Raw genomic sequence first — 25,765 nt, 5'->3', positions numbered from 1 at the left:
TAATATAGACCCTATAATTGTATCTCATGCCTAACTGCATGTCACACAGCTGTAAAATACAAAAAACACTAGCGTAAAAGACTTACACACCATGCGCAGATCCTTTGGTGCTTTTAAACTGCCCTTATTAGGAATTTGGTGGTTACCGTCATTGCCTGATGATTCGCCTGTAGTTTCAAAGTCGGTTTCCCTGGTTTGCCGATAGTTCTTTGAACCAGTTGCCTCCTTAACATATAAAATTCCAGGTGGCCAAGTTTACCGCTAAGCCATTCATGGATGGCCATTTTTTAATACTACCATAACTTAAAAGCTATTAGTTTGATTAAACTCAGATGCACATTACATAACCATTACACAATATTTAAGCACTACATAAGCAGACAAGTCTCATTCAAAAGCACTAAATTAACAGGGGTTCGGATGGGGTTGGCATAGGGCTTATCACTCGATCAAAAATTTGAAATTTTTACGCGAAAAAATTCGGAAGCACTCTAACAGTCCTTCGGAATAAAAGAATTTAGATGAAGTAAAAAATAGACTTTATTAGGAAGCCATACAGGCGAAAGCCCTAGCAGCCTACTCATAACTCACGCTCAAAACTCCATTAAATCAAACACCATTCAGAGGTCAGTGCTTGCCCAATTATACAATTTAAGGGCGCTTTTAGATAAAAAGTACTACCGAATGATAACTAACGAATAACCGCACGATATCATCTGGATTCATTGCTCATCAGAAAATGAGTCTAAAAATCTTCTGATGAGCTATGAATCAAATTTTAGCAAAAAATGGATTTAAGGGATAATTTCAAATTCTTCTTTTAGCTTAATGTCTTCAGAAGAATGGCCAATCATTACACGGAACTTACCTGGTTCGACGTTCCAGTTCATGTCCTTATCAAGAATAGCAAGATCATCAGGATTCAACACAAATTTTACAGTTTTACGTTCTCCTGGCAAAAGAGTAACTCTTTCAAAGCCACGAAGGTCAGAGTCGTAAGTGGTTACGCTGCTCACCATATCTTTAAGATACAATTGAACTACATCATCACCTTTACGTTTTCCTGTATTTTGTACGTCAACACTAACCTGAATAACAGAGCCTGCCTGTTTCGTTCTTTGATTCACCTTAAGATTTGTGTATTCAAAAGTGGTGTAACTTAATCCATAGCCGAAGGGATATAAAGCACCGTTTACACTGGTTTTACCATATCCATTATTTCCACTACTTGGTTGTCCGGCTTGAGAAGCTGGCTTAAAAGGAAAATTATATTCCAGCTGACCAATTGACTTAGGAAAGGTAATGGGTAACTTACCGCCTGGGTTATAATCGCCAAACAAAGTTTCTGCGATAATATTTCCGCTTTGCGGACCAGGGAACCAGGCTTCTAATATTGCCGACAGATTTTTATTCTCCCAGTTTATAGTTAATGGTTGTCCATTGATCATCACCATCACAACTGGCTTACCTGTAGCATGCAAAGCCATTAACAATTGTAATTGTCGGCCAGGAAGATTTAAACCAGTCCTGGTCAGACTTTCCCCAACACGTTTCTCATCCTCACCAACTACAGCAATAATTACATCGGATAATTTCGCCTCTGCAACGGCAGCATCAATATCCGCCTGCTCTGCAGCAGATAATGGTGTTGGAATAATTTCACTTTCCGGCCAGGTAGGATCAATAATGTCACAACCTTTCATATAATTTACAATAGCTGCAGAACCCACATACTTTTTTAACCCGTCCAACACCGAAGTAATCGCATTATTTGAGGGGCCATACCTGCTGGTAGTATAATTTTTTTCCACTGCTAGGGGCCCAGTAACCATAATTCTCTTCAGATTTTTGAGTGCTAAGGGCAAGAGATTTCCTTCATTCTTAAGTAATATCAATGACTCTCTACTTAGCTGAGCAGAAAATGCTTCATCTTTTACAGTATGTACCAATTGGTCAGAGGCCTTGGTATTTTGCACATAAGGCTGATCAAAAAGTCCCAATCTAAATTTAACTCGCAATACATTTGCAACCCTTTCATCAATAGTTTTCATCGATACCCGGCCTTCTTTGATTAATGCTCTTAAAGGCATAATATACTCTTCAGGCATGGTAAAATTAGTCCTAACATCGAGGCCTGCCTCCACTACTTGTTTTACGGCTCCTTTATAATCGTCGACAACATGATGTTTGGAATAAATATACTCTACAGCTTCACTATCAGAAACTATATAACCTTTAAAACCATATTTCTCTCTTAACAATTCAGTTAAAAAATAATGGCTTCCTGTAATCGGCACCCCATCGTAGTCGTTATAACTACTCATTACACCCATTGGCGCTGCCTCTTGCACCACTCTTCTAAAGGGATATAAATGAATCTGGTGTAATTCTCTAGGCGCAACATGAGGATCAGTTCTTGCATTTCCATCTCTTCCACCTTTAGGGATACTATAGACTGCAAAATGTTTTAATGTTGCGGCAACACCATTTTCCTGAATACCGAGCACCATCTGTTTCCCAAGTTCGGCAATATGAAAAGGGTTTTCACCATAACACTCCACAACTCTTCCCCAGCGCTGATCTCTTGCAGGATCAAGAATTGGCGCATACACATTGGTATACCCCAATGCTTTTGCCTCTCTGCCAACAATGGAACCGGCTTCCCGAACCATAGCCTTATTCCACGTGCTGCCAATATTTATAGGTGCAGGTAATGGAGTTGCGCGATCATGACACAAACCGTGTATGGCTTCATTCGTGAAATCAACAGGGATTCCCATTCTGGTTTCTTCAATAAACCATTTTTGAAGGGTATTAATGGCATCAGCATGTCTACTGAATGGGAATGAATATTTTGTTTCTGCTTTTTTATTATAAGCCAGACTATTTAGTGCTTCGTCGATATTAGCGATGCCATCTTTCCAAACCTTAGTTTTCCATTCTGCAATAGGCATTTCATCTTTTAACACTCTTCCATAGCCATAAAGTGTGGCCATCTGACAAGTTTTCTCCTCCACATTCATTTGGGAGAGCAGATCAGCCACACGTTTTTCGATATCTTGGGTCGGATCTTCAAAGACATCTTTCTTCCCATTTTTATTAAAATCTATCCAGTTCTTCTTATAAATATTTTGATGTTGGGCTAATGCAATACTCTGTAGAGATAAGCATGTTGCAGCAAACATCAGCGTCTTTTTCATCATCATCGGCTATTATTATACTTGGTTCTAAATCCGACTAAATTAAAAGAATTAAGTGATTTGATACTAGCTATTCCTTCAATGATTTTGGCAATTCATTAAACCAAGTGTATACAATACTTTTTAAACCTTTTTCCTTTCAGCTTATTCTGTCCGCCAATGTTAACTAAATCGATGCTAATCCAATACTGCTCATATTTTTTTATCATTCTTTCAATATCATCAATTTTTAAAACAAGTCAACAGCAGGCTCTCTAACTTGAGCAGGCCGTCCAATTATTTCCTTCTTCCCAATAACCCGAATATCCATCTCAAAATCAACGTGGAATACCTATCTTTAATAGGTCCAATTACCTTACCCCCTATTTTTATAAAAAAACATTTGTTAAAATATGTTAAGGGTTTGACAGGATGAATCGCTTTACATAGCTTAGCGTCCTATTATTTTTAATTGACGTTATCGTATTATTAACTTATCTTTGCAGAATGTTTAAAATTAAACACGTATTACTATTAAGTTTCACCATTATAGCACTGACTATAGCGGGTTGCAAAAGCCAATTTGAAAAAATCAGATTGAGCAACGATGTAGCCAAGAAATATCAGGAGGCCATGAAGCTCTACAACAAAAAGAATTATTCGAAAGCGATTATTCTTTTTGAAGACCTTTCACAGAAATACAGAGGTAGAGCAGAAGCAGAAGACTTAAACTATTATTACGCCCTAACACTCTACAAATTAAAAGATTACACTACTGCTAGATATCAGTTTAAATCATTTGCCGATACTTATCCAACCAGTAAATACGCCGAAGAATGCAGATACCTTGGCGCTTACTGTTATTATTTGGATTCCCCAAAATCGTCTTTAGATCAGACGAATACCAAGTTAGCAATTGATGCATTACAATTGTTTATCAACTTTTATCCGAAAAGTGAACGCGTAGCAGATGCGAGTAAATATATTGCAGCATTACGTTCAAAATTAGAAACAAAAGCGTTTGACAATGCTAAATTATATTATGATTTAGGTGAATTTGATATTAGTAATTATAAATCAGCTGTAATCGCATTAAAAAACGCACAAATTGATTTCCCTGATATTAAATATGCAGAGGAAATGGATTTATTGATCGTAAAGTCTCAATACAACTATGCAAAAAACAGTATTGAAATCCGTCAGGAAGATCGTTATAATGAAGCCATTACTTACGCAGATGAGTTCATGAACTCTTATCCGGAAAGTAAAATGCTGGACGAAGCTAAAGCACTAAAAGCAGATAGCGAGGCTGGTATTGAAAATGCAAAACGTATCATTGCCGAATTCCAAAAGAATCAGGAAAAATATAAAGCCATGTTGGCGAAAGAAGCTAAGGCGGATAGTACCAATACTACAATTAAAACCCCCATCAAATAATGAACACGAATAAACCTGCTGTACCGAATACTACGGTTACTAGAAATGTTAATGATTTAGATCAGAAAACTGAGAATATCTATGAGTCTTTAGTAATTATTTCCAAAAGGGCTAATCAGATTTCTAACAACATTAAAGAAGAGTTACATGGTAAATTAGCTGAGTTTGCTTCTTCAAATGACAACCTAGAAGAGATTTTTGAAAACAGGGAACAAATCGAAATCAGTAAGCATTATGAGCGTATGCCTAAGCCTAGCTTAATTGCTATTGACGAGTTTCTTAATGATAAAATTTATTACAGGAACCCTGCTAAAGAGCAACAATAAGATCAGGCATAGGTATTCCACTGCATTCTTGCAATAAAAAACCATGCTAGAAAATAAAAACATTATTCTTGGCGTTTGCGGCAGCATTGCGGCATATAAATCAGCCATACTGGTTAGGTTACTGGTAAAGGCTGGCGCAAACGTTAAAGTTATCCTTACAGCCGATGCGGCTAATTTCATTACCCCGCTTACACTGGCTACCCTTTCAAAAAATCCTGTATATACTCAGTACTTCGATGCCGAAACCGGTGTATGGAGTAATCATGTGGAATTAGGTCTATGGGCTGATTTTATGTTGGTTGCCCCTGCAAGCGCCAATACCTTGGCAAAGATGGCTACAGGAATCTGCGATAATCTATTATCTGCAGTATACTTGTCTGCCAAATGCCGGGTTTTTGTAGCCCCTGCAATGGATTTGGACATGTGGAAACATGAGAGTACCCAACAGAACCTGGAAAAACTGCTTTCTTATGGAAATCAGGTTATTCCTCCTGGTGATGGAGAGCTAGCCAGTGGTTTATATGGAGCCGGCCGAATGGCTGAGCCTGAAGATATCCTTTCCTTTTTGAATGAAGCTGCAAAGAAAGAGCTTCCTTTATTAGGTAAAAAGGTACTCGTTACTGCTGGTCCAACCTACGAAGCAATTGATCCTGTCCGCTTTATTGGCAACCACTCTTCTGGAAAAATGGGATTTGCTATTGCGGATCTATTTGCATCCCTAGGTGCTGAGGTTACATTGATCACTGGTCCAACTGCTGAAAAAAGCATAGGTATTCTGAATAGAATAGATGTTGTGAGTGCGGCAGAAATGCTGAGTGCTTGTCAAAAGGTATTTCCCAAAACTGATATCACAATCATGAGTGCAGCTGTAGCAGATTATACTCCCCTGGTCGCTGCAGATCAAAAGATCAAGAAAAACAGTACTGAATTTAATCTGGAACTTAAAAAAACAACAGATATCCTGGCTACTTTGGGAGAGACTAAAACTGGCCAGCAGATTTTAGTCGGCTTTGCGCTAGAAACAGAAAATGAAGAAGCTTTTGCTAAAGCGAAACTTAGCAAAAAAAACCTGGATCTGATTGTGCTCAATTCACTTAATGATAAGGGTGCCGGATTTAAAGTGAACACCAATAAAATCACTATATTTAATAAGGCTGGGGAAAAGACTATTTTTGAGACTAAATCAAAAACAGAAGTGGCAAGGGATATTTGCAATGAAATCCTAAAACTCATGCATTAATGAAAAAACGCGCGCTACTTTTCTTTGTCTTTCTTGTTGTTTTAGTTCAGACTGTTGTGCATGCACAGGAACTGAATGTCCGGGTAACAATTGCTGCTCCAACAGTTCCAAACATCAACAAGCGGAATCTTGAGATCCTTCAAAATACCATTAGAGATTTTTTAAATAATAATAAATGGACGAATGAGACTTATCTGCCAAATGAGAGGATAGAAACCAATTTCGTAATCACGGTAACCGCATGGGATGGCGGATCTGCTTATAAAGCAGAAGCGCAAATTCAATCGAGCAGGCCTGTTTATGCTACGGCTTATAATAGCACCTTGTTGAACATTAGCGACAAAGATTTTGATTTCAATTACAATGAGGGATCGGCGTTAGACTATTCCGACCTCAATTTTATTTCCAACCTAAGTTCTTTACTTGGCTTCTATGCTCATACTATCATTGGCCTGGACAAGGATAGCTTTGGTTATTTGGGTGGAACACCATATTACATTAAAGCTCAAAATACATTAAATCTGGCACAAGCATCTGGAAATACGGGATGGAAGGCTGCTGATGGTCTAAGAAACAGGTATTGGCTAAATCAGAATTTACTGGACAACTCTTTCGAAGAGCTTAGAGGTTTTATCTTTAATTATCATTTTAATGGTCTGGATCGAATGCAACAAGATCAGGAAAAGGGTACAAAAAAGATTATCTCCTTTCTTACAGGCCTAACCAAAATGGACCGTCAAAAGATTGGATCCATTTTTCCGAATGTATATTTTGCTACGAAGGCTGATGAACTTGTAAACCTGCTCTCTCTTGGTAATCCTCAGGAACGAATCACCTCATATCAGCTTCTTTCTGAAATAGATCCTGGAAACCTCAATAAATACGAAGCCTTAAAGCCTGCCAAACAAGGTATGTAACAGCTTTTTATAAAAATTTATTTTTTTTCTATGATAAATTTTGTTTCTACGAATAGATTCGTACATTTGAATACGAAATGATTCGTAGATAAAGAGATATGAACCCATCAAGCCCACTAAAACCCACCGAAAGCGAGTTAGAGATCTTACAGATATTATGGGAGAAAGGCCATTGTACGGTAAGAGAAGTACATGAGATTCTGGAAAAGAATAAGGACTCTGGATATACCACGACTTTAAAGCTGATGCAGATCATGGCTGAAAAAGGTTTAGTGATTCGGGATACTTCTTCAAAAACACATATCTACAGAGCACAGGTTAATCAGGAGAAAACCGAGCAAGATCTGGTCAGTAAAATGATTGATAATGTATTCAATGGTTCCGCAGCAAGATTAGTGATGCAGGCTTTAGGCAACCATAGCGCGAGCAAAGATGAAATCGATTCTATAAAAAAATATCTGGACAATCTAAGCGATAAATAACACTAGCAACAATCACATTATGGAAGCAATTGTAAACAACCTGATCAAAGCAACCGGCTGGAGCATATTTCACTCTTTATGGCAGGGTGCCATCATTTATGGACTACTATTTTTAATTGTCATAGCTTTCCCAAAGCTTAGATCCCGTTTGAAACACAACCTGGCTTATGGTGCATTATGCCTGACCTTTATCTGCTTTTGCATTACTTTCTTTTCTATATTTAAACTTCCACAGGCCTATGGTACTCAACAAGCTGCAGAACTACTGATCAGCGAGAGCTACTATGAATATCTGAATAATATTCCCCAAAACATCAGTACTCGGGCAGAGCAGCTTTTCCCTTATTTAGTGGGAATATATGGGGTTGGCCTACTGTTTCAGTTGTTTATCTTACTTGCCGGTTATCAAAAGATGCAACAGCTTAAAAATTCAGTTCACGAAACTGTTCCTTTAGCATGGGCTACCATCTTCCAGGAAATGAGCAGCAAATTAAACCTACAACGTGAAATTGGCTTTTACCTTTCTGACAAGGTCAATGTTCCACTGGTTCTGGGATACTTTAAGCCGATTGTATTGTTCCCTATTGCTTTAGCAGCACAGCTGGATCTGAAACAAGTAGAGGCCATTTTAATTCATGAACTTTCTCACATTCGTAGAAATGACTACCTCTTAAACCTTATTAAAACCGGTATAGAAACCATTTTATTCTTTAATCCTTTCATCTGGCTCAGCGGCAGGTTCATCAATATAGAACGGGAACACGCCTGTGATGACCTGGTTGTACAGCTTACCGGGACGCCGGTGACCTATGCCCATGCCTTATTAAAGCTGGAAATTCTGAAAGATAAATCTGCTCCTACCCTTTCCATGGCAGCGACAGGAAAAAATCAACATTTGTATCAACGTATTAAAAGAATTACCGACATGAAAACGAATTATATGAATGCAAAGCAACAGTTCTTTGCGATCACGCTCACCATTATTACCGTAATTTCTTTGGCCTGGGTAAAACCATCTAAAGCTGAAAAAATAAATGCAGTATTGGCTACTGAGCACGCCGATATGGAAATTGCCGGTGTTGGTCTTAAATTCAAAAGGCAAGAGATTGTAGCATCGAAACCCGCTAAAGCTATAATAACTCAGACTGCTGATACTACGAAAAGGAAAAAATCTCCAAATGTCATAGTTGTAAAAAATCACAAAGGTCAGCAATCATATTACTATCCTGATAGTCTTGGTGCTGGTATTTTTATGCCTGATAGCGCAACTCAGGCGAGCCTTGCCTTTTTATCTTCACCTGAATGGAAGAAACAACAGGAAATTATCCTTGCAAATGCAGTAGAGATCAGAAAAAAATTCAATTCCCCAGAATGGAAGAAACAGCGGGAGAATATCCGTGCAAATGCGGAGGAGGTCAGAAAGCAATTTGATTCGCCAGAATGGAAGAAACAGCAAGAGAACATACTTGCAAATGCGGAGGAAATCAGAAAGAGGTTTAACAGCCCGGAATGGAAAAAACAACAGGAAGATATCCGTATAAAGGCAGAAGAGTTCAGGAAGCAATTTGATTCGCCGGAATGGAAGAAACAACAGGAGGAAATTCGCAAAAATGCTGCAGCAACTTCTGCTTATTATAATTCTCCTGAATTCAGGAAACAACTATCGGAAGCAAAAGAATTACAAAGTTCTCCTGAATACAAAGAATTACATAATAAATTTAACAGAGATGTTGAAGCTTTGAAGAAGAAAAAGGAGGCGGAAGCATCCGGGAAACCAAGTCACTAATTAAATTTCATGTACAAAATTGAAGGCAGCATATTTTTTGCTGCCTTTTTTATGGGGAAGAAAGCAAGCATCATTGCTTAAGATTTCCTATTTTAGCAGCGTATTATGCTACAGAAACTTTCCATCCGTAACTACGCTTTAATAGACAGTGTTGAGCTAAAACTCGACAAAGGTTTAAACATCATCACCGGGGAAACAGGTGCTGGTAAATCTATTATGCTCGGTGCCCTTTCTCTTATTTTGGGACAGCGCGCAGAAACCAGGTATTTCTTTAATCAAGAGAAGAAGTGCATCATAGAGGGACAGTTTCGACTGACTGATGATACCTTACATTCTTTGTTTGAAGAGAATGATATCGATTTTTATGAGGAAACTATTTTAAGAAGAGAGATCTCAACAGATGGTAAATCACGTGCATTTATCAACGATACCCCGGTTACCCTTGGCGTCATGAAACAGGTTGGGGAGAAATTAATTGATATCCATTCTCAACATGCGACCCTGGAAATCAACGATTCTGGATTCCAATTATCTGTGGTAGATACCTTGGCTAATCATCAGTCTCTCCTTTCAGAATACCGCAAAGGATATAAGCAATATAAAAAGCATTTACAACATCTTGCTGCCTTACAAACCGCAGCTGATGAAGCAAAAAGCAGGCAAGACTATGAGCAATTTCTTTTCAACGAACTAGAAAATGCGAACCTGAAAATTGATGAGCAAAGTTTGATGGAAATAGAACTTCAAACATTAAATAATGCAGAAAGTATCAAGAGAAGTTTGGTCAACGCTTACAATCTACTCTCTGATCAGGAAGCTTCTGCTTTGCCTATTTTGAAAGAGGTAGTAGTGCAATTTCAGGCAATAGAACGTTTTAATCCGGATTATGCGCTTTTAAATGAACGTTTACGTTCTGCATTGATCGAATTAAAGGACATCGCAGCAGAAACCTTAAATCTGGAAGAAAGTACTGTTTTTAATCCTTCCAGAATTGAAGAAATCAACAGCAGACTGGATGTTATCTATAGCCTACAACAAAAACATAAGGTCAATAGTATTGAAGAGTTGATGGGCATCCATCAGAAACTTTCTGATAATTTGAATAACCTATTGAGTAGTGATGAAGAAATTGACCGCTTAAATCAGGAAATTTTAGTTTTAAAGGAACAATTGGAGTTAATGGCAGCCACTTTATCTGCTGACCGTGATACTTCTATCATCGCGACTGAAAATCAGGTGGCGGCTGTATTGCAACTGGTAGGTATGCCTAATGCCAAGATTAAAATTGTAAAAACACCTTTAGAGGAGTTGAACAAAGATGGAAAAGATAATGTGGTGCTATTGTTTTCCGCGAATAGCGGTCAGCCACCGGCACCTGTAGGAAAGGTAGCTTCTGGTGGGGAACTTTCCAGACTCATGCTCGCTTTAAAATCTATTATGGCTAAACATACTGCTTTACCTACGCTGATCTTTGACGAAATCGATACTGGAATCTCCGGCGAAACTGCTCTTCGTGTAGGTGATGTCATTGGTGACCTGGAGAAAAATATGCAAGTCATGTGTATCACCCATCTTCCACAAATTGCTGCAAAAGGTGAGGCACATTATTTCGTATACAAAAACGAGAAAGGAGTCCGTCCAACGACAGGAATTCGCAGACTAGCTCCTGAAGAGCGTATCCATATTATTGCAGAAATGCTAAGTGGTAAGGATCCGGGGCTTCCGGCTATAGCCAATGCAAAAGAACTTTTAGGCTATTAAAAAGCTCGAAATCTACTTTTTTCTTCTTTCAAATTTATAATGCTTTAACTACATTAGTCCTATGACGATATGGTTACGCTTTTGTAGTTTATTTTTATTGATCGCTCTCAGTAGTTATGGCCAAAACAGCTTTAACATCTCCGGAACCATTAAAGATAAAACCGGCCAAGCTATCCCAGGTGCCGGTGTCTATTTAAGTAGTTATAAAACGGCCACCGTCACAAATAATGAGGGACAATTTATCCTGTCCAATCTTAAAGCGGGAAACTATGAAATACTAGTTGAGATGATGGGTTATCTCCCACTTAGCAAAAATGTCATCTTATCCGATAAATCCGTAAAAATTGATCTTGTATTAAAGGAAAACACCATACAACTTCAAGAGGTGATCATCAGATCGGATCCTAACCGGGAACGGTATATTAAGCTTTTCATTCAACAGTTTATTGGAATGACACCCAATGCGGAGCAATGTAAATTGTTAAACCCACAGGTGATTCAGACAGACTTTGATAAAGCCGCGAATGTACTAAAAGTAACCGCAAATGAATTTCTTATTATTGAGAATAAATCACTGGGCTACCGTATTAAATATATGCTGGAAAACTTTGAAAGAGATTTTAAGAATAATATCGTTTACTATTCAGGTCATCCCTATTTCGAAGATCTTCCTGGATCTAAGCGTAAAAAACAGGATTGGGATAAGAAAAGAGAGATTGCTTATCTGGGTTCTTCCCAACATTTTTTTCGCTCATTATACCAGGGGAGTAGTGTTGCAGATGGCTTTGTTATTTATAAACTTGAAAAAGTTCCCAATAGAAACAGGCTTCCGGATAGCCAGATCAATGAACATCTCAAACGACTTTTAAAACCAGGGAATCCTATTTCAAGAATGAATATGGTATATGGAATATCCCAAAAAGGCCCATCACCATTAAATGATTCTATTGCCTATTGGCGTAAACAGGAAGCTGTTCCAAAAACTATTGAAATTTTGAACAGGGCTGAGATAAAAACAGACACGCTCGTAAAATCAATTTACAAGAACATGAAGACGATTAACTTTAATGACGATCTTTATGTGATATACACCAATGAAAGGGAAACTAAAGAATATACAGAGCTTTCAGGTTTCGCTCTGAATCGCCCATTAGACATTCCAAATTACCAAATCTCACTCATTCATTTGCTTGAAGCACCAGTCCATTTTTATATGAATGGGGGAATACTGAACTCTAAATCGACTTTGATGAGTGGATTTTGGGCTTATGAAAAGATGGCGGATACCGTTCCAATGGATTACATACCACTGGCGAACAGAAAATAGCTGCTTGTTTTATACTAAAATTATTAGTAATTTTAACTAATGATTTTAGATCTAGATAAGGAAGATAATTACTTCAAAGGAAGGGGAGCGCAATTCAACCCACACAATAGATTTGCTAAGGATGATTATGTCAAAGCATATCAGGAAGGAATAGACGATTGGGAGGAGATTGATCAAAAAACCAGGTTTATTTTTGGTCAAAATAAGTCTATTGTTAATAAGGTCGACAGTCCTGATGTTGGAATGGCTTATTCTTTGAATCCTTATCAGGGATGTGAACATGGATGTACCTATTGCTACGCAAGAAATACTCATGAGTATTGGGGTTTTAGTGCTGGTCTTGATTTTGAGCGTAAGATTGTAGTTAAAAAGGATGCACCTCAGCTATTCAAAAAATTTTTAGAAAAGAAAGGTTGGGATGCTTCAGTCATTTCCCTTTCCGGAAATACCGATTGTTATCAACCTGCAGAGCGACAGTTTAAAATTACCAGGCAGTTACTGGAAATTGCTTTGGAATATAGACAGCCAATTGGTTTGATCACCAAAAACTCACTGATTCTTCGTGACATAGACATTTTAAAGGAAATGGCCCGATTAAATCTGTGTATGGTTTATGTGTCCATTAATAGTCTGAACGAGCAGCTAAGACAAAAGATGGAACCTAGGACAACCACTGCTAAACAAAGGCTAAAGGTAGTCGAGGAGATGAGCAAAGCTGGAATTCCTATGGGTGTCATGGTTGCTCCACTCATTCCAGGCTTAAGTGATCATGAGATCCCATCTATATTAAAATCGGTGGCCAATGCCGGCGCCCGTTCGGCAGGTTATACTGTGGTGAGACTTAACGGTGCAATTGGTAATATTTTTGAAGATTGGCTCCGTAAAAATTATCCGGATCGTTTTGACAAGGTATGGCACTTGATCCAGTCTTGTCATGGAGGAAATGTAAACGATAGTAGATTTGGAGAAAGGATAAAGGGTAATGGCAATATTGCAAAGCTGATTAATGACACCTTCAAACTTCATTGCCGTTTAAATCATCTGAATGAAAAACGTTTTGAACTGGACTCCGGATTATTTAAAGTTCCCGGAACCCAGTTTAGTTTATTTTAAACATATCATTTAATTTCTTCTAATGGAAGCCATACTATTAAGTTCAATAAAATCCCTTAAGCCAGAAAATTATCTACCTCTCGGTAGGCCTGAATCACACGGAGCTCCCCTTCTTTACCAGGTTTCGAATTTCCATGTTCCATCCCCATAACCCCTTTATATCCTTTTCCATGGATATGTTTAAATAAGTTCTTATAATTAATCTCACCAGTTGTTGGTTCTTTTCTACCTGGATTATCGCCGATCTGAATATAGGCGATTTCATCCCAACAACGGTCCATGTTAACGATCAGATTGCCTTCTGTTTTCTGCATGTGATAAATATCATAAAGGATTTTGCAGGAAGGACTGTTTACCGCTTTACATACGTTATAAGTCTCATGTGTCTGCTGAAGGAACAATTCCGGCGTATCGCTCAAGGTTTCCAATACCATAATCAGACCATGCGGTTCAAAGATCTCAGCCCCTGCTCTCATCGCATCAACTACATTTGCCATTTGATTTCCATAAGGCAGTCTGCGTTCGTAGAAGCCTGGAACTACAGTTAACCATTTTGCATGACAACGTTTAGCTGCTTCCACAGAACGTTTACAAGTGTCGACAAATTTATCTTTAAACTCTTTCTTACCTGTAGTAAGAGAGGTCTTCCAGTTGTCACCACCATCTACTACAAACACTCCCATGGTCATTCCTAATTTGGCCAACAGTTCTCCAATTTTTGTTTGCTCTTCCAGAGAGCGTCCCAGATAACCATTATCTTCAATAGACCTGAAGCCTTGATCGTACATAAAACGAATCTGATCCAAAAAATCTTTACCAGCACTATTGGCAAACATTCCCTGATGTGGTGCATAGTCCAGATTAAATGTTTTTCCCGCAAGTGTGTTATGAGGATCTCCCTTAGGAGTATCAGCAACTGCATTTACGGCTGACCCGGCAAAAACTGCACCGGTAGCTATAAAACTATTTCTTAAAAATTCTATTCTCTTCATGATTAGTATTTTAACAGCATATTTATTTTAAAATCATCTTTTTGAAGCCATTGGTTAAAGTATCTGCTACTGTTCCATCCTTCCTGTGATAAATCAGGTAGGCTTCCATTCCTTTCTTACTTTCAACGAAAGCCAGCGCTTCTTTCATAGTCATAGCCATTACAGCATTGTCATAGCCATCAGCTGTCATCGCATCTTTGGCAAAAATCGTAACACTAATCAATTGATTATCGAGTGGATAACCGGTTTTAGGATTGATCAGATGTGCAATCTTTCCTTTTCCACGCTGCAGGTATTTTCTATAGTTTCCCGAAGTAGTGACAGCACCTGTGCTAAAACTAAGTATATGTCTGATCTCCGGTTCATCAGTACTAGATGCTGCTGGTCCCTCAATACCAATCTTCATCACAGATCCATCTGGTTTTGGACCTTCCACTCTTAGTTCTCCTCCTATTTCGACAATAAAAGAGCGGATACCTTTTTTCAAAAGAAAATCTGCCACTACATCTACACTATATCCCTGTGCAATTCCGTTAAGATCTATCGTAATGCCAGGCTTTTTCTTTTTCAAGTAATTTCCCTGTAACTCCAGGTGATTCATTCCCACATTTTGCAATAACTCTTTTATTCTTGCGGCATCCGGAAAGTTGCTCACAGGTTTAGGGCCAAAGCCCCAGGCCTGTACTAAGGGTGCAACGGTTACATCAAATTTCCCATTTGTTTCCCGATGGACCTCAAATGACTTCCTTATAACCCTGGCAAAATGATCATCTATAAGCATTCCTTTTTTACTCAAATTAAATCGACTAATCTGAGAGTAAGGTTTATAAAGCGACATAGAAGAATCAATTTTTAGCAAAATGCTATCAACGGAAGCTTTGGTCACCACGCTATCATTAGCAAAATATTTGATGGAATAATCTGTTCCTTGCGCATAACCCTGAATGCTATACTGCTGCTGATCCTTTTGCTTTGCGAAAAGCATGACCAGCAGCGGTAAGAACAGCAAAGCCGATTTATGGACTACTGCCAAAGCAGATCCGGCTTAAATTATCTTAGATTTTCCCGGAGTTGGAATTGGATATAATCCATTTGCATCCGGCATCAGTTTTGGATTGGCGGTCCAGCTCAATTCATCAGGCATCAAACTGTTGTTAGCCTGTAAGGCCTCATCCCACTTTATTGTTTGTCCTGAATAGGTAGCATATCTACCAATGATGGCTGTGAAACAACTTTTAGCTCCACGCTCTGCATCAGCAAACTTATAGTCCCCTTTTGCGATTGCGGCAAATAATTCATCATGTTCTGTTTGGTAAGGATTTGCGTTTCCTTTTGTCGGGTGACTAAACATTTCTTTACCCTTCAAATCCCAGATCACACCATTGTTTCCTGCAGATAAGTAAGTACGTCCTTTAGTTCCCTGGAATGTTTCATCCACACGATTAGCAATACCTTCAAAATGGCGACATTGACTATAAATTACTGCACCATCCGCATAAGTTAATTCTACTGCATGGTTATCATAGATCTCTCCATAATCTTTCCCAGTTCTCCAGGCACGACTCCCTGTACCCTGAACCGAAACCGGATAGGCATTTTTAACCCAGTTGGCAATGTCAATATTATGTACATGTTGTTCTACAATGTGATCGCCACACAGCCAGTTGAAATAATACCAGTTTCTCATTTGATATTCCATTTCAGTTTGTTGTGGCTGGCGTTTTTTTACCCATACACCCCCACTATTCCAATATACCTGACCACTCATCACTTCACCAATAGCACCATCCTGGATGCGTTTCAAAGTTTCTCTGTAATTTGCCTGGTATCTACGTTGTAGTCCAACTACTACATTTAGTTTTTTCTTTTTAGCCAATTCTGCTGCTGCAAGAACTTTACGAACACCTGGTGCATCTACTGCCACTGGCTTTTCCATAAACACGTGTTTACCTTGTTTCACAGCTTCCTCAAAATGAGTTGGTCTGAAACCAGGAGGCGTTACCAATAACACTACATCTGCCAATGCAATCGCTTTCTGATAGCCATCAAAACCAACAAACCTCCGTTCTGCAGGTACATCAACCTTATCTTTAAACTTATCAGAAAGTACTTTATAACTATTGTCCATGCGATCCTGGAAAGCATCAGCCATGGCTACTAATTTAATATTTTGTTTAGTACTTAATGCCTGAAAAGCAGCACCAGTTCCGCGATCTCCACATCCAATCAATGCGATTTTAATAGTATCATCAGTTGAGGAATGACCTCCTGCGAAAGCAAATTGATTTAGCATGACACCACCTGTAACAAGGGCAGATGTTTTTAAAAAGTCCCGACGCTTGTCGCGTAATTCTTCATTGTTCATAGTTCGTTTGGTTTTTTATTTGGTTGTTAATATGTGAGTTCTATTTATTAATAATCAGCTATTACCGGTTTATTATAATAAGCTTCTATTTCTGCTTTTGAGGGAGCTATAACTGGTCTTACCAGACGCATTCCTATAAAAGGCGCTTCCGGAAACCACCAGTTACTTTTTGGAATTTGCGGATCCAATTGTTTCCATATTGGGTCTGAGGCCTGTCTGGCGGCAGAACGTAATTCTTTTGCGACATCATCATAAGATCCGCCACGAATCACATGCGCATAAAGCTGATTAGGTACAGCTACCGGATTTTTACTTTTCTCTCCATTTACACTAGCATAAAAATCAGGCTGGTATTGATCGTAAGTCCATTCTGCAACGTTACCATACATATCGTATAGTCCCCATTGATTAGGTTTCTTCTTTCCTACTTCATGGGTTTTACCTCCACTATTTTCTTTATACCAGGCATATTCTGCTAATTTAGAGGGCTCATTTCCAAATGCATAATCAGTAGCATTACCAGCTCTGCTGGCATATTCCCATTCTGCTTCAGTTGGCAGGCGATAAAACACACCAGTTCTGGCGTAAAGCCATTTACAATATTGAATGGCATTATAATTTGTCATCGCTAAGGCAGGATGATTTTCCTTTCCCATCCCAAAGGTCATGTCCAGGTAAGGCTTGGTGGGACGGGTAACCGCATCTACATTTGCCGGAACAGCCGTAGTACTATGTGCAGTTTCGTAATCTTTATATAGAAAAGGTTCATAAATATCCCAGGTTACTTCATAGGTACCCATCCAAAAGGGATCGATTGTTACTTTATGAAGTGGCATTTCATCTGCCTTTCCTTTTTTACTACCCATTTGGAATTCTCCACCAGGGATAGCGCGCATTTCAAAATTCAATTTAGTACCATCAATCTGTTGTTTATAGGATTGATGCTTCTCCTGAGCGGAGGACGAAAAAGCAGCTAATAAAAAAGGAACCGCTAATAATTTATTAAGTTTCATTTATAAAATTTTGATACAATTGATATTTTTAACCTGACCTATTTCATCTCTAAAATAGAAGCATTTACCTAGAATGCAAAATCTGAAGCTGCTTTAATTAAGAAAATGTGTTAAATACACACTAAGTTACGATCAATTCCTACTCAAGCGGGTGTTTATCCCCCTTTTTAAGAAAGTGTTTTTTTTACAATAAGAAATTAATATATTGTAGGATCAACGCCAAAACCAAACTCAAATGAAAATAAACGACCGTAGAAAATTTCTTAAAGATCTGGGCTTATTATCTGCCGCTGCAGGTCTGTCTTCTGTTTTACCTTTAGATAGTTTTGCTTTCGAAAAGAAAGAGTTTTTTCAGATTTCACTGGCAGAGTGGTCTTTTCATAAAGCACTCTTTGCTGGAAAACTAACCAATATGGATTTTCCATTAAAGGCTAAAAAGGAATTCGACATTCATATTGTGGAATATGTGAGTCCTTTCTTTAAAAAGAAAGAAACTGACAAAGCTTATTTAAAAGAGCTTAAAGACAGGACAGACAGCGAAGGCATTCAAAATCACCTGATCATGATCGATGGAGAAGGTAATTTAGGCGATCTGGATAACAAAGCCAGGTTGACAGCCGTAGAAAATCATTACAAATGGATTGACGCGGCGAAATATCTGGGTTGTAAAACCATTCGTGTCAATGCTGCTGGTAAAGGTACCGCTGATGAAGTGAAGGCTGCAGCAATTGATGGCCTTGGAAAACTAAGTGAATATGGAAAGAAACAAAAGATCAATGTGATTGTAGAAAATCATGGTGGTTATTCTTCAGATGGAAAATGGCTTTCCTCAGTAATTAAAGGAGTGAACAATCCTTATTGCGGTACTTTGCCAGATCTTGGAAATTTCAGAATCAGTGCAGATAAAGAATATGATAAATATTTGGGGGTACAGGAACTGATGCCTTTTGCAAAAGGGGTAAGTGCAAAAACACATGATTTCCTTCCTGATGGAGAGGAGAAAGACATTGATTATAACAAGATGTTTGACATTATCAAAGCTGCAAAATGGTCTGGAATAGTAGGTATAGAATATGAAGGCAGTGTCTTATCAGAAGATGAAGGTGTTAGAAAGACTAAAGAATTATTGGAAAAAGTAAAACGTAACTTTAAAAGTTAGGCTCCCGAAAGGCATTCACATTTAAAACAAGACCTGTGATCATATAAAAAAGCGGCTGTTTCCTTTCGGAGCAGCCGCTTTCTAGTGTGATAGAATCAGATCATCTAAACCAGTTTTCTGTACTTAATACGATGTGGTGTTACATCACCCAATCTTTTCTTACGATTTTCTTCATAATCACTATAGTTTCCTTCGAAGAAGTAGACCTGAGAATCTCCTTCAAAAGCAAGAATATGCGTACAAATACGGTCTAAGAACCATCGATCGTGACTGATTACAACTGCACATCCGCCAAAATTTTCCAATGCTTCTTCCAATGCTCTTAATGTATTAACGTCAATATCGTTGGTTGGCTCATCCAGTAGCAACACGTTTGCCCCTTTTTTCAATGTAATGGCCAAATGAACTCTATTTCGCTCTCCACCCGAAAGAACACCTACTTTTTTCTGCTGATCACCACCATTAAAGTTGAACTTAGAAACGTAAGCTCTTCCGCTCACTGCTTTATTTCCCAACTGAATGTTGTCTAAACCATCTGTGATGTTTTCATATACGGTCTTATCAGGATCCAAATCGTTGTGCATTTGATCCACATAACCTAAAGCTACAGTTTCACCTACGCGGAAAGTTCCACTGTCCGGTGTTTCCTGTTGTGTGATTAAGCGGAATAATGTGGTTTTACCTGCACCATTTGGACCTATAATACCAACAATACCTGCTGGTGGTAAAGAGAAACTTAGATTTTCAAACAACAACTTATCACCATAAGCTTTTGTAATGTTATTCGCTTCAATCACCACGTTACCTAATCTTGGTCCCGCAGGAATGAAAAGCTCTAATTTATCTTCTCTTTCTTTCGAATCTTCAGAAGCTAATTTATCATAGTTTGATAAACGTGCTTTAGATTTAGCATGTCTGGCTTTTGGTGCCATACGTACCCATTCCAACTCACGCTCCAATGTTTTCTGACGCTTACTTTCTGTCTTCTCTTCCTGAGCTAAACGTTTCGCTTTCTGATCTAACCATGAAGAATAATTTCCTTTCCATGGAATACCTTCTCCCCTGTCTAATTCCAGAATCCATCCAGCTACATTATCAAGGAAATACCTATCGTGAGTTACTGCGATTACTGTTCCTTTGTAATCTTTCAGGAACTGCTCCAACCAGTCGATACTTTCCGCATCCAAGTGATTCGTTGGCTCATCCAATAGCAATACATCAGGCTCCTGAAGCAGCAAACGGCACATCGCCACACGACGACGCTCACCTCCAGATAATACTCCAATTTTAGCCTCAGGATCCGGGCAACGTAAAGCATCCATTGCACGCTCTAGTTTATTGTCTAACTCCCAGGCATTACAGGCATCAATTTTATCCTGTAATTCTCCCTGCTTGGTCATTAGTTTATCCATTGCATCCGCATCTTCATAAACTTCAGGTAATCCAAACTGTTCATTAATCGACTCGTATTCTTTCAGGATCGCTGTAATTTCAGCTACACCTTCTTCTACAACCTCTCTAACAGTTTTATTTTCATCCAATATTGGCTCCTGAGCCAAATAGCCAACACTATATCCAGGAGAAAAAACGACTTCACCCTGGTAGGATTTGTCCAAACCAGCGATAATTTTCAAAAGAGAAGATTTACCTGATCCATTCAGACCAATAACGCCAATTTTGGCACCATAAAAGAAGGAAAGGTAAATGTTCTTTAGAACTTGCTTTTGGGGTGGATAAATCTTGTTTACCCCCGCCATTGAAAATATTATTTTTTCGTCTGACATGTTACTTATTATGTTTGATGCCTAAAAAAGGCGGTTTTTAATGATTAAATGTTTTTATGGAAAATAATTAAGACCTCAAGCAGCCTTATCATCCCTGCAAAGATAAGCATGAAATGGCCATTATAAAATTTGTTTAGCAGATATACAAACCATTCTTTACGACAACTTTATAAAAATCAGTACATCAAAACAGCTTACCGTTCCTAAAATAGGAGTTTATCCTCCAATAGTAATCATAGGAAGAGGTGCCGCAATGAATTCCGATAAATCTTCCCAACAGGTGATCCCACAACCAGCTGAAAATGACACAGAAAGCCTTCCTTAGGAATTTATAAAATCGTATATTTATGCTGACATATTTACTTGTGGGTTAGGAAAAGTGACCAATTAAGTCAGTATTTAGTAAGATTCATGAAATATCGGCAGTTCCAACATCTGTTTCCTTCCCTATGGCGTAATTGTTGATAAAATAAAAAAATCGGGGCTTGCCTTTTTATAAAACAAATTTTATAGTTTAGAGCATTCCCGATTTAGAAAGGTATATATGGAAGCTAAATTTTCTCCACAAGTAAAAGACGTGATATCTTTTAGCAGGGAAGAAGCCCTGAGATTAGGTCACGATTACATAGGCGCAGAACATCTTTTGTTGGGCCTAATTCGCGAAGGCGATGGTATGGCCATAAAGATATTAAAATCGCTGGGTGTAGATACTTCAAAACTACGTCGCTCGATAGAGGATTCAGTAAGAGGTACCTCCAGTGTAACAGTCAACCTAGGGAATATCCCATTGACTAAGCAAGCCGAAAAAGTTTTAAAAATCACTTATTTAGAGGCTAAGATCTTCAAAAGCGACCTGATCGGAACGGAACACCTGTTACTGTCCATCTTGCGCGACGACGATAATATCGCTTCTCAAATCTTATTGCAGTATAGCATCAATTACGAGATTTTCAAGCAGGAAGTTGAAGTGAATAAAAATGGTTTCAGAGATGAGACTCAAAATAGCGCATCAACGGGTGGTGATGATGATTATCGTGAGGAAGAAAGCTTCAGCAGTCCTAAAAAGGTTTCTGATATCAAATCAAAAACTCCGGTATTAGATAATTTCGGTAGAGATTTAACAAAAGCTGCAGAAGAAAATCGTTTGGACCCTATTGTTGGACGTGAAAAAGAAATTGAGCGTGTGTCTCAAATCTTATCCCGTCGTAAAAAGAACAACCCAATTTTAATAGGTGAACCAGGTGTAGGTAAATCTGCAATTGCTGAAGGTCTTGCTTTACGTATTGTTCAACGAAAAGTGTCCAGAGTACTGTTCAACAAACGTGTGGTTACTTTAGACCTTGCTTCTTTAGTAGCAGGTACAAAATACCGTGGTCAGTTTGAAGAACGTATGAAAGCGGTCATGAATGAACTGGAAAAATCGACAGATGTAATCCTTTTTATTGACGAAATCCATACGATTGTAGGTGCTGGTGGTGCTTCAGGCTCATTAGACGCATCAAATATGTTCAAACCTGCTTTGGCAAGGGGAGAAATACAATGTATTGGTGCCACTACATTAGATGAATACCGTCAATACATTGAAAAAGATGGTGCATTGGACCGTCGTTTCCAAAAGGTAATGATTGAACCTGCTACACCAGATGAAACCATTGAGATCCTGAATCGTATTAAAGAAAAATATGAAGATCACCATGGTGTGACCTATACGGATGAAGCGATTAATGCATGTGTGGCTTTAACTTCAAGGTATATTACTGACAGGTTCTTGCCGGATAAAGCGATTGATGCTTTAGATGAAGCTGGTTCAAGAGTTCATTTAACCAACATTCACGTCCCTGAAAACATTATTGAAATTGAAAACAAGATTGAAGAAATCAAGCTTGAAAAGAATAAAGTAGTCAAAAGCCAGAAATACGAAGAGGCGGCCAAACTACGAGATACTGAAAAGAATCTTTTAGAAGAGCTGGATCGTGCGAAAGCAGAATGGGAAGCAGATACAAAAACCAAACGTTATACCGTTACGGAAGATAACGTGGCAGAGGTTGTTTCTATGATGACTGGTATTCCATTGCAACGTGTAGGACAAACTGACAGTGCCAAACTGTTGAATATGTACGATACGGTGGCCACAAAAATTATCGGTCAGGATGAAGCAATTAAAAAGCTAACGAAAGCAATTCAACGTACCAGAGCAGGATTGAAAGATCCAAAAAAACCAATTGGTTCGTTCATATTCCTAGGTCCAACGGGTGTTGGTAAAACTGAATTGGCTAAGGAATTGGCGCGTTTCATGTTTGACAGTGATGATTCACTCATTCAGATCGACATGAGTGAGTACATGGAGAAATTTGCAGTATCCCGTTTAGTGGGAGCGCCTCCGGGATATGTAGGTTATGAAGAAGGTGGACAATTAACTGAAAAAGTACGTCGTAAGCCTTATGCTGTAATTCTGTTAGATGAGATTGAAAAAGCACATCCGGATGTCTTCAATATCTTATTGCAAGTACTCGATGAAGGTCAGTTAACAGATAGTCTTGGTCGTAAGGTAGATTTTAGAAACACGATCATTATTATGACTTCTAACATTGGTGCACGCCAATTGAAAGATTTCGGACAAGGTGTTGGTTTCTCTACTGCAGCTAAAACAAACCAGGTAGATGCACATTCAAGAGGTGTGATTGAGAACGCTTTAAAACGTGCCTTCGCTCCGGAATTCTTAAACCGCGTAGATGATGTGGTTGTTTTCAATACCTTAGGTAAAGATGAAATCTTCAAAATCATTGACATTGAGTTAAAGTCATTGTTTGGCCGTGTACATAATCTAGGTTATGAAGTGAAATTAACGGATAAAGCCAAAGACTTTATAGCAGACAAAGGCTTTGATATTAACTTCGGTGCAAGACCATTAAAACGTGCCATTCAGAAATATCTGGAAGATCCTATTGCTGAAGAAATCTTAAAAGGAGAGATCAATGATGGTGATACGCTTGAAATCGACTACAACAAGGAAGATGATCTGATTGTAGTAGAGAACAAAAGCCCAGGTAAGAAAAAGAAAAAAGAAGAAGGAAGTATAGAATAGTACTTTAGGCGGTAATACAAAAAAAAAGGGCCCTGACAAATTAACTGTCAGGGCCCTTTTTTTTATATTAACTGAACAAGAAATATCTATTCCTTCCCTATCCTCTGTTAAAAAAATTATAGAAATACAACAACTGATAACCTACTGCATTTTTCCAATAATCAAAATTATGTGCCCCTGGCCTGATGGTAAAATCATGTGGAATACCCTGAGAATTTAAGTTCTCATGCAATCTTTGATTGACAGTCAGAAAAAAATCATCCTTACCACAATCAATAATTAGTGCCAATTGATTCGGAACCAGGAGCTGGGTCAAATTTATGACACTGTTCTCTTTCCAACGATCGGGATATTCGGCATAACTACCCAGTCTTTTTGCAATGTCCCAATTACCTGGAAAAGGAGTAATGTCAACTCCACCGCTCATACTCCCTGCAGCAGCAAATACATCCTGATGTTTAAAAGCAAGATACAACGCACCATGTCCTCCCATACTGAGTCCGCTAATGGCACGCCCCTTCCTATCCTTAATTGTTTTATATTTACGATCAATCTGTGGGGGTAGTTCTAAACCAACATAAGTTTCATACTTCCATTTCGGATCCTCGGGACTATCAAAATACCAGCTGGACAAATTCCCATCAGGACATACCAATATCATTTGAAAATCGTCAGCATACTTTTTTAGGTTTGGTACATAAGTAATCCAGCCATCATAACTATCCCCATATCCATGTAAAAGGTATACAGTTGGAAAACTCTTTTTTTTCTGATAGTTTTCCGGCAAGATGACCACCGCTTTAATATTCTTTTTCATTGCAGTACTATAGGTCTGCAGGGTATCCACCCTTGCTGCGAGAGAGACAAGAGGAGTAAGCAGGTATAATAACCCTGCAATAAAAAAGTATTTTTTCATATTTTATGTTTATACCAATGCATTTGCAGCACCTACAAGCGCCGCATCCTCCCACATTTTACTTTGCCTGATGAGCACTGTTTTATCAGTAATTTTCACCTTCAGTGATTCAATAAAATGATCCCATGTTTTTGCTATATTACCACCAATCACCACCACTTGTGGTTTTTCCTGCGCAATAAAGTCATTCAGAAAAATGCTAAGATTATCTGAAAATTCTTCAAAAATTTCATTCTTCACTGCTATATCAGCTACCTCTAATAAAACTTCTACATTTTTAACTTCCTCTCCTGTAATTTCTTTATACTTTCTCAGGAACCAACGTGTAGATATATATTCTTCGGCAATACTATCCTTAAAAGGGTGGAAGGCCCAGTTCATATCCACAGTCACACCGCTTCCATTGCTTGTAGAGCCCAATCCGGTGCCTAATGTAATCCCTATTGCTCTTTCCATATCAGCAGCGGCTCCTGCCGCAAGTTCTCCTCTTAGAAAGGCTTCGGCATCATTAATGAATACAATATCTTCCTCAGCAATTTCCAAACGTTTGGCCAGAATTTCTTTTACATTTAGCCCATAAAGCGCATCATATTTTTCCTGATTCTGCATCATAGAAATCCCCTTCTCATAATCAAATGGCCCAGGCATCGCAATACCAATCTTAGTATTTTCACTATTCTCACGGAGAATCAATGAAGAAAGCACATTCAACCAGGATTGCAGAATTACCTCTGCACTATCTCTTGAAGCTACTCGTTCTCTTTTTAGTGTATTTTCAATTACCTTAAATGTATTTGCATCCACGTGAGCAGCAGTAATATGAGAGCCCCCTATATCCACACCTATATAAGGTAGTTTTGTTGAATTTGAATTCATTGTATTC

At 38.5% G+C, this 25,765-nt stretch carries 19 protein-coding genes; 11 read left to right on the top strand and 8 right to left on the bottom strand.

The window, feature by feature from the left end:
* Nucleotides 1-794: 794 nt before the first annotated feature.
* On the bottom strand, nucleotides 795-3,206 hold the full coding sequence (locus R2Q94_RS16190) for a glycoside hydrolase family 3 N-terminal domain-containing protein (protein WP_316822508.1): 2,412 nt from the start codon (nucleotides 3,204-3,206) through the stop codon (nucleotides 795-797).
* A gap of 480 nt (nucleotides 3,207-3,686) precedes the next feature.
* Between R2Q94_RS16190 and R2Q94_RS16185 the strand changes: the two genes are divergently transcribed.
* The 9 genes from R2Q94_RS16185 (at nucleotide 3,687) to R2Q94_RS16145 (ending at nucleotide 13,568) form a co-directional block, all read left to right on the top strand.
* Complete coding sequence (locus tag R2Q94_RS16185; protein WP_316822507.1) at nucleotides 3,687-4,616, top strand: outer membrane protein assembly factor BamD; 930 nt, start codon at nucleotides 3,687-3,689, stop codon at nucleotides 4,614-4,616.
* Complete coding sequence (locus tag R2Q94_RS16180) at nucleotides 4,616-4,942, top strand: DNA-directed RNA polymerase subunit omega (protein ID WP_062550173.1); 327 nt, start codon at nucleotides 4,616-4,618, stop codon at nucleotides 4,940-4,942. The genes R2Q94_RS16185 and R2Q94_RS16180 overlap by 1 nt, the downstream gene beginning before the upstream one ends.
* A 43-nt stretch (nucleotides 4,943-4,985) precedes the next feature.
* On the top strand, nucleotides 4,986-6,182 hold the full coding sequence (gene coaBC, locus R2Q94_RS16175) for a bifunctional phosphopantothenoylcysteine decarboxylase/phosphopantothenate--cysteine ligase CoaBC (RefSeq protein WP_316822506.1): 1,197 nt from the start codon (nucleotides 4,986-4,988) through the stop codon (nucleotides 6,180-6,182).
* Nucleotides 6,182-7,099, top strand: coding sequence for a DUF4835 family protein (locus tag R2Q94_RS16170; protein WP_316822505.1), 918 nt, complete (start codon nucleotides 6,182-6,184; stop codon nucleotides 7,097-7,099). The genes coaBC and R2Q94_RS16170 overlap by 1 nt, the downstream gene beginning before the upstream one ends.
* A gap of 98 nt (nucleotides 7,100-7,197) precedes the next feature.
* Entirely contained in the window at nucleotides 7,198-7,581 is a 384-nt protein-coding gene (locus R2Q94_RS16165; protein WP_316822504.1) for a BlaI/MecI/CopY family transcriptional regulator, read from the top strand.
* A gap of 19 nt (nucleotides 7,582-7,600) precedes the next feature.
* Complete coding sequence (locus R2Q94_RS16160; RefSeq protein WP_316822503.1) at nucleotides 7,601-9,367, top strand: M56 family metallopeptidase; 1,767 nt, start codon at nucleotides 7,601-7,603, stop codon at nucleotides 9,365-9,367.
* Between the two features lie 105 nt (nucleotides 9,368-9,472).
* The gene (recN, locus tag R2Q94_RS16155; RefSeq protein ID WP_316822502.1) at nucleotides 9,473-11,128 is read left to right on the top strand and encodes a DNA repair protein RecN; all 1,656 of its coding nucleotides are present in this window, start codon (nucleotides 9,473-9,475) and stop codon (nucleotides 11,126-11,128) included.
* A 61-nt stretch (nucleotides 11,129-11,189) separates the two neighbouring features.
* Complete coding sequence (locus R2Q94_RS16150; protein WP_316822501.1) at nucleotides 11,190-12,455, top strand: carboxypeptidase-like regulatory domain-containing protein; 1,266 nt, start codon at nucleotides 11,190-11,192, stop codon at nucleotides 12,453-12,455.
* Nucleotides 12,456-12,494: 39 nt separating this feature from the next.
* A complete protein-coding gene (locus tag R2Q94_RS16145) occupies nucleotides 12,495-13,568 on the top strand; it encodes a PA0069 family radical SAM protein (protein WP_316822500.1) in 1,074 nt (357 codons plus the stop codon).
* A gap of 56 nt (nucleotides 13,569-13,624) precedes the next feature.
* Here the strand turns inward: R2Q94_RS16145 and R2Q94_RS16140 are convergent, their stop codons facing one another.
* From R2Q94_RS16140 to R2Q94_RS16125, 4 genes are read right to left on the bottom strand one after another with little or no spacing between them, the layout of a single operon-like run.
* Nucleotides 13,625-14,560, bottom strand: a complete 936-nt coding sequence (locus tag R2Q94_RS16140) for a hydroxypyruvate isomerase family protein (protein WP_316822499.1) — start codon at nucleotides 14,558-14,560, stop codon at nucleotides 13,625-13,627.
* 22 nt (nucleotides 14,561-14,582) lie between these two features.
* On the bottom strand, nucleotides 14,583-15,593 hold the full coding sequence (locus R2Q94_RS16135; protein WP_316822498.1) for an FAD:protein FMN transferase: 1,011 nt from the start codon (nucleotides 15,591-15,593) through the stop codon (nucleotides 14,583-14,585).
* A gap of 12 nt (nucleotides 15,594-15,605) precedes the next feature.
* Complete coding sequence (locus R2Q94_RS16130; RefSeq protein WP_316822497.1) at nucleotides 15,606-16,925, bottom strand: Gfo/Idh/MocA family oxidoreductase; 1,320 nt, start codon at nucleotides 16,923-16,925, stop codon at nucleotides 15,606-15,608.
* Nucleotides 16,926-16,972: 47 nt separating this feature from the next.
* Nucleotides 16,973-17,938 (bottom strand): formylglycine-generating enzyme family protein, encoded by a 966-nt coding sequence (locus R2Q94_RS16125; RefSeq protein ID WP_316822496.1) that lies wholly within the window; start codon nucleotides 17,936-17,938, stop codon nucleotides 16,973-16,975.
* 235 nt (nucleotides 17,939-18,173) lie between these two features.
* Here R2Q94_RS16125 and R2Q94_RS16120 point away from each other — a divergent pair, with 235 nt between their 5' ends.
* Complete coding sequence (locus R2Q94_RS16120) at nucleotides 18,174-19,097, top strand: TIM barrel protein (protein WP_316822495.1); 924 nt, start codon at nucleotides 18,174-18,176, stop codon at nucleotides 19,095-19,097.
* A 104-nt stretch (nucleotides 19,098-19,201) separates the two neighbouring features.
* Here R2Q94_RS16120 and ettA read toward each other — a convergent pair whose 3' ends face one another.
* Nucleotides 19,202-20,881 (bottom strand): energy-dependent translational throttle protein EttA, encoded by a 1,680-nt coding sequence (ettA, locus tag R2Q94_RS16115; protein WP_316822494.1) that lies wholly within the window; start codon nucleotides 20,879-20,881, stop codon nucleotides 19,202-19,204.
* A 544-nt stretch (nucleotides 20,882-21,425) separates the two neighbouring features.
* Between ettA and R2Q94_RS16110 the strand changes: the two genes are divergently transcribed.
* Nucleotides 21,426-23,966, top strand: a complete 2,541-nt coding sequence (locus R2Q94_RS16110) for an ATP-dependent Clp protease ATP-binding subunit (RefSeq protein ID WP_316822493.1) — start codon at nucleotides 21,426-21,428, stop codon at nucleotides 23,964-23,966.
* A gap of 97 nt (nucleotides 23,967-24,063) precedes the next feature.
* On the opposite strand, the gene R2Q94_RS16105 is transcribed toward R2Q94_RS16110, so the two are convergent.
* Both R2Q94_RS16105 and R2Q94_RS16100 read right to left on the bottom strand, forming a co-directional pair.
* Nucleotides 24,064-24,882 (bottom strand): alpha/beta hydrolase family protein, encoded by an 819-nt coding sequence (locus tag R2Q94_RS16105; protein ID WP_316822492.1) that lies wholly within the window; start codon nucleotides 24,880-24,882, stop codon nucleotides 24,064-24,066.
* Between the two features lie 9 nt (nucleotides 24,883-24,891).
* Nucleotides 24,892-25,758 carry an ROK family protein gene (locus R2Q94_RS16100; RefSeq protein WP_316822491.1) on the bottom strand — a complete coding sequence of 289 codons (867 nt, stop codon included), beginning with the start codon at nucleotides 25,756-25,758 and terminating at the stop codon, nucleotides 24,892-24,894.
* Nucleotides 25,759-25,765: the final 7 nt, after the last annotated feature.

It is taken from the genome of Pedobacter gandavensis, from assembly GCF_032678465.1.
In the GTDB taxonomy this organism is placed as follows: Bacteria; Bacteroidota; Bacteroidia; order Sphingobacteriales; family Sphingobacteriaceae; genus Pedobacter; species Pedobacter gandavensis_B.
Note: the sequence above shows the minus strand (reverse complement) of the source record. Positions and strands in the feature narration are given on the sequence as shown.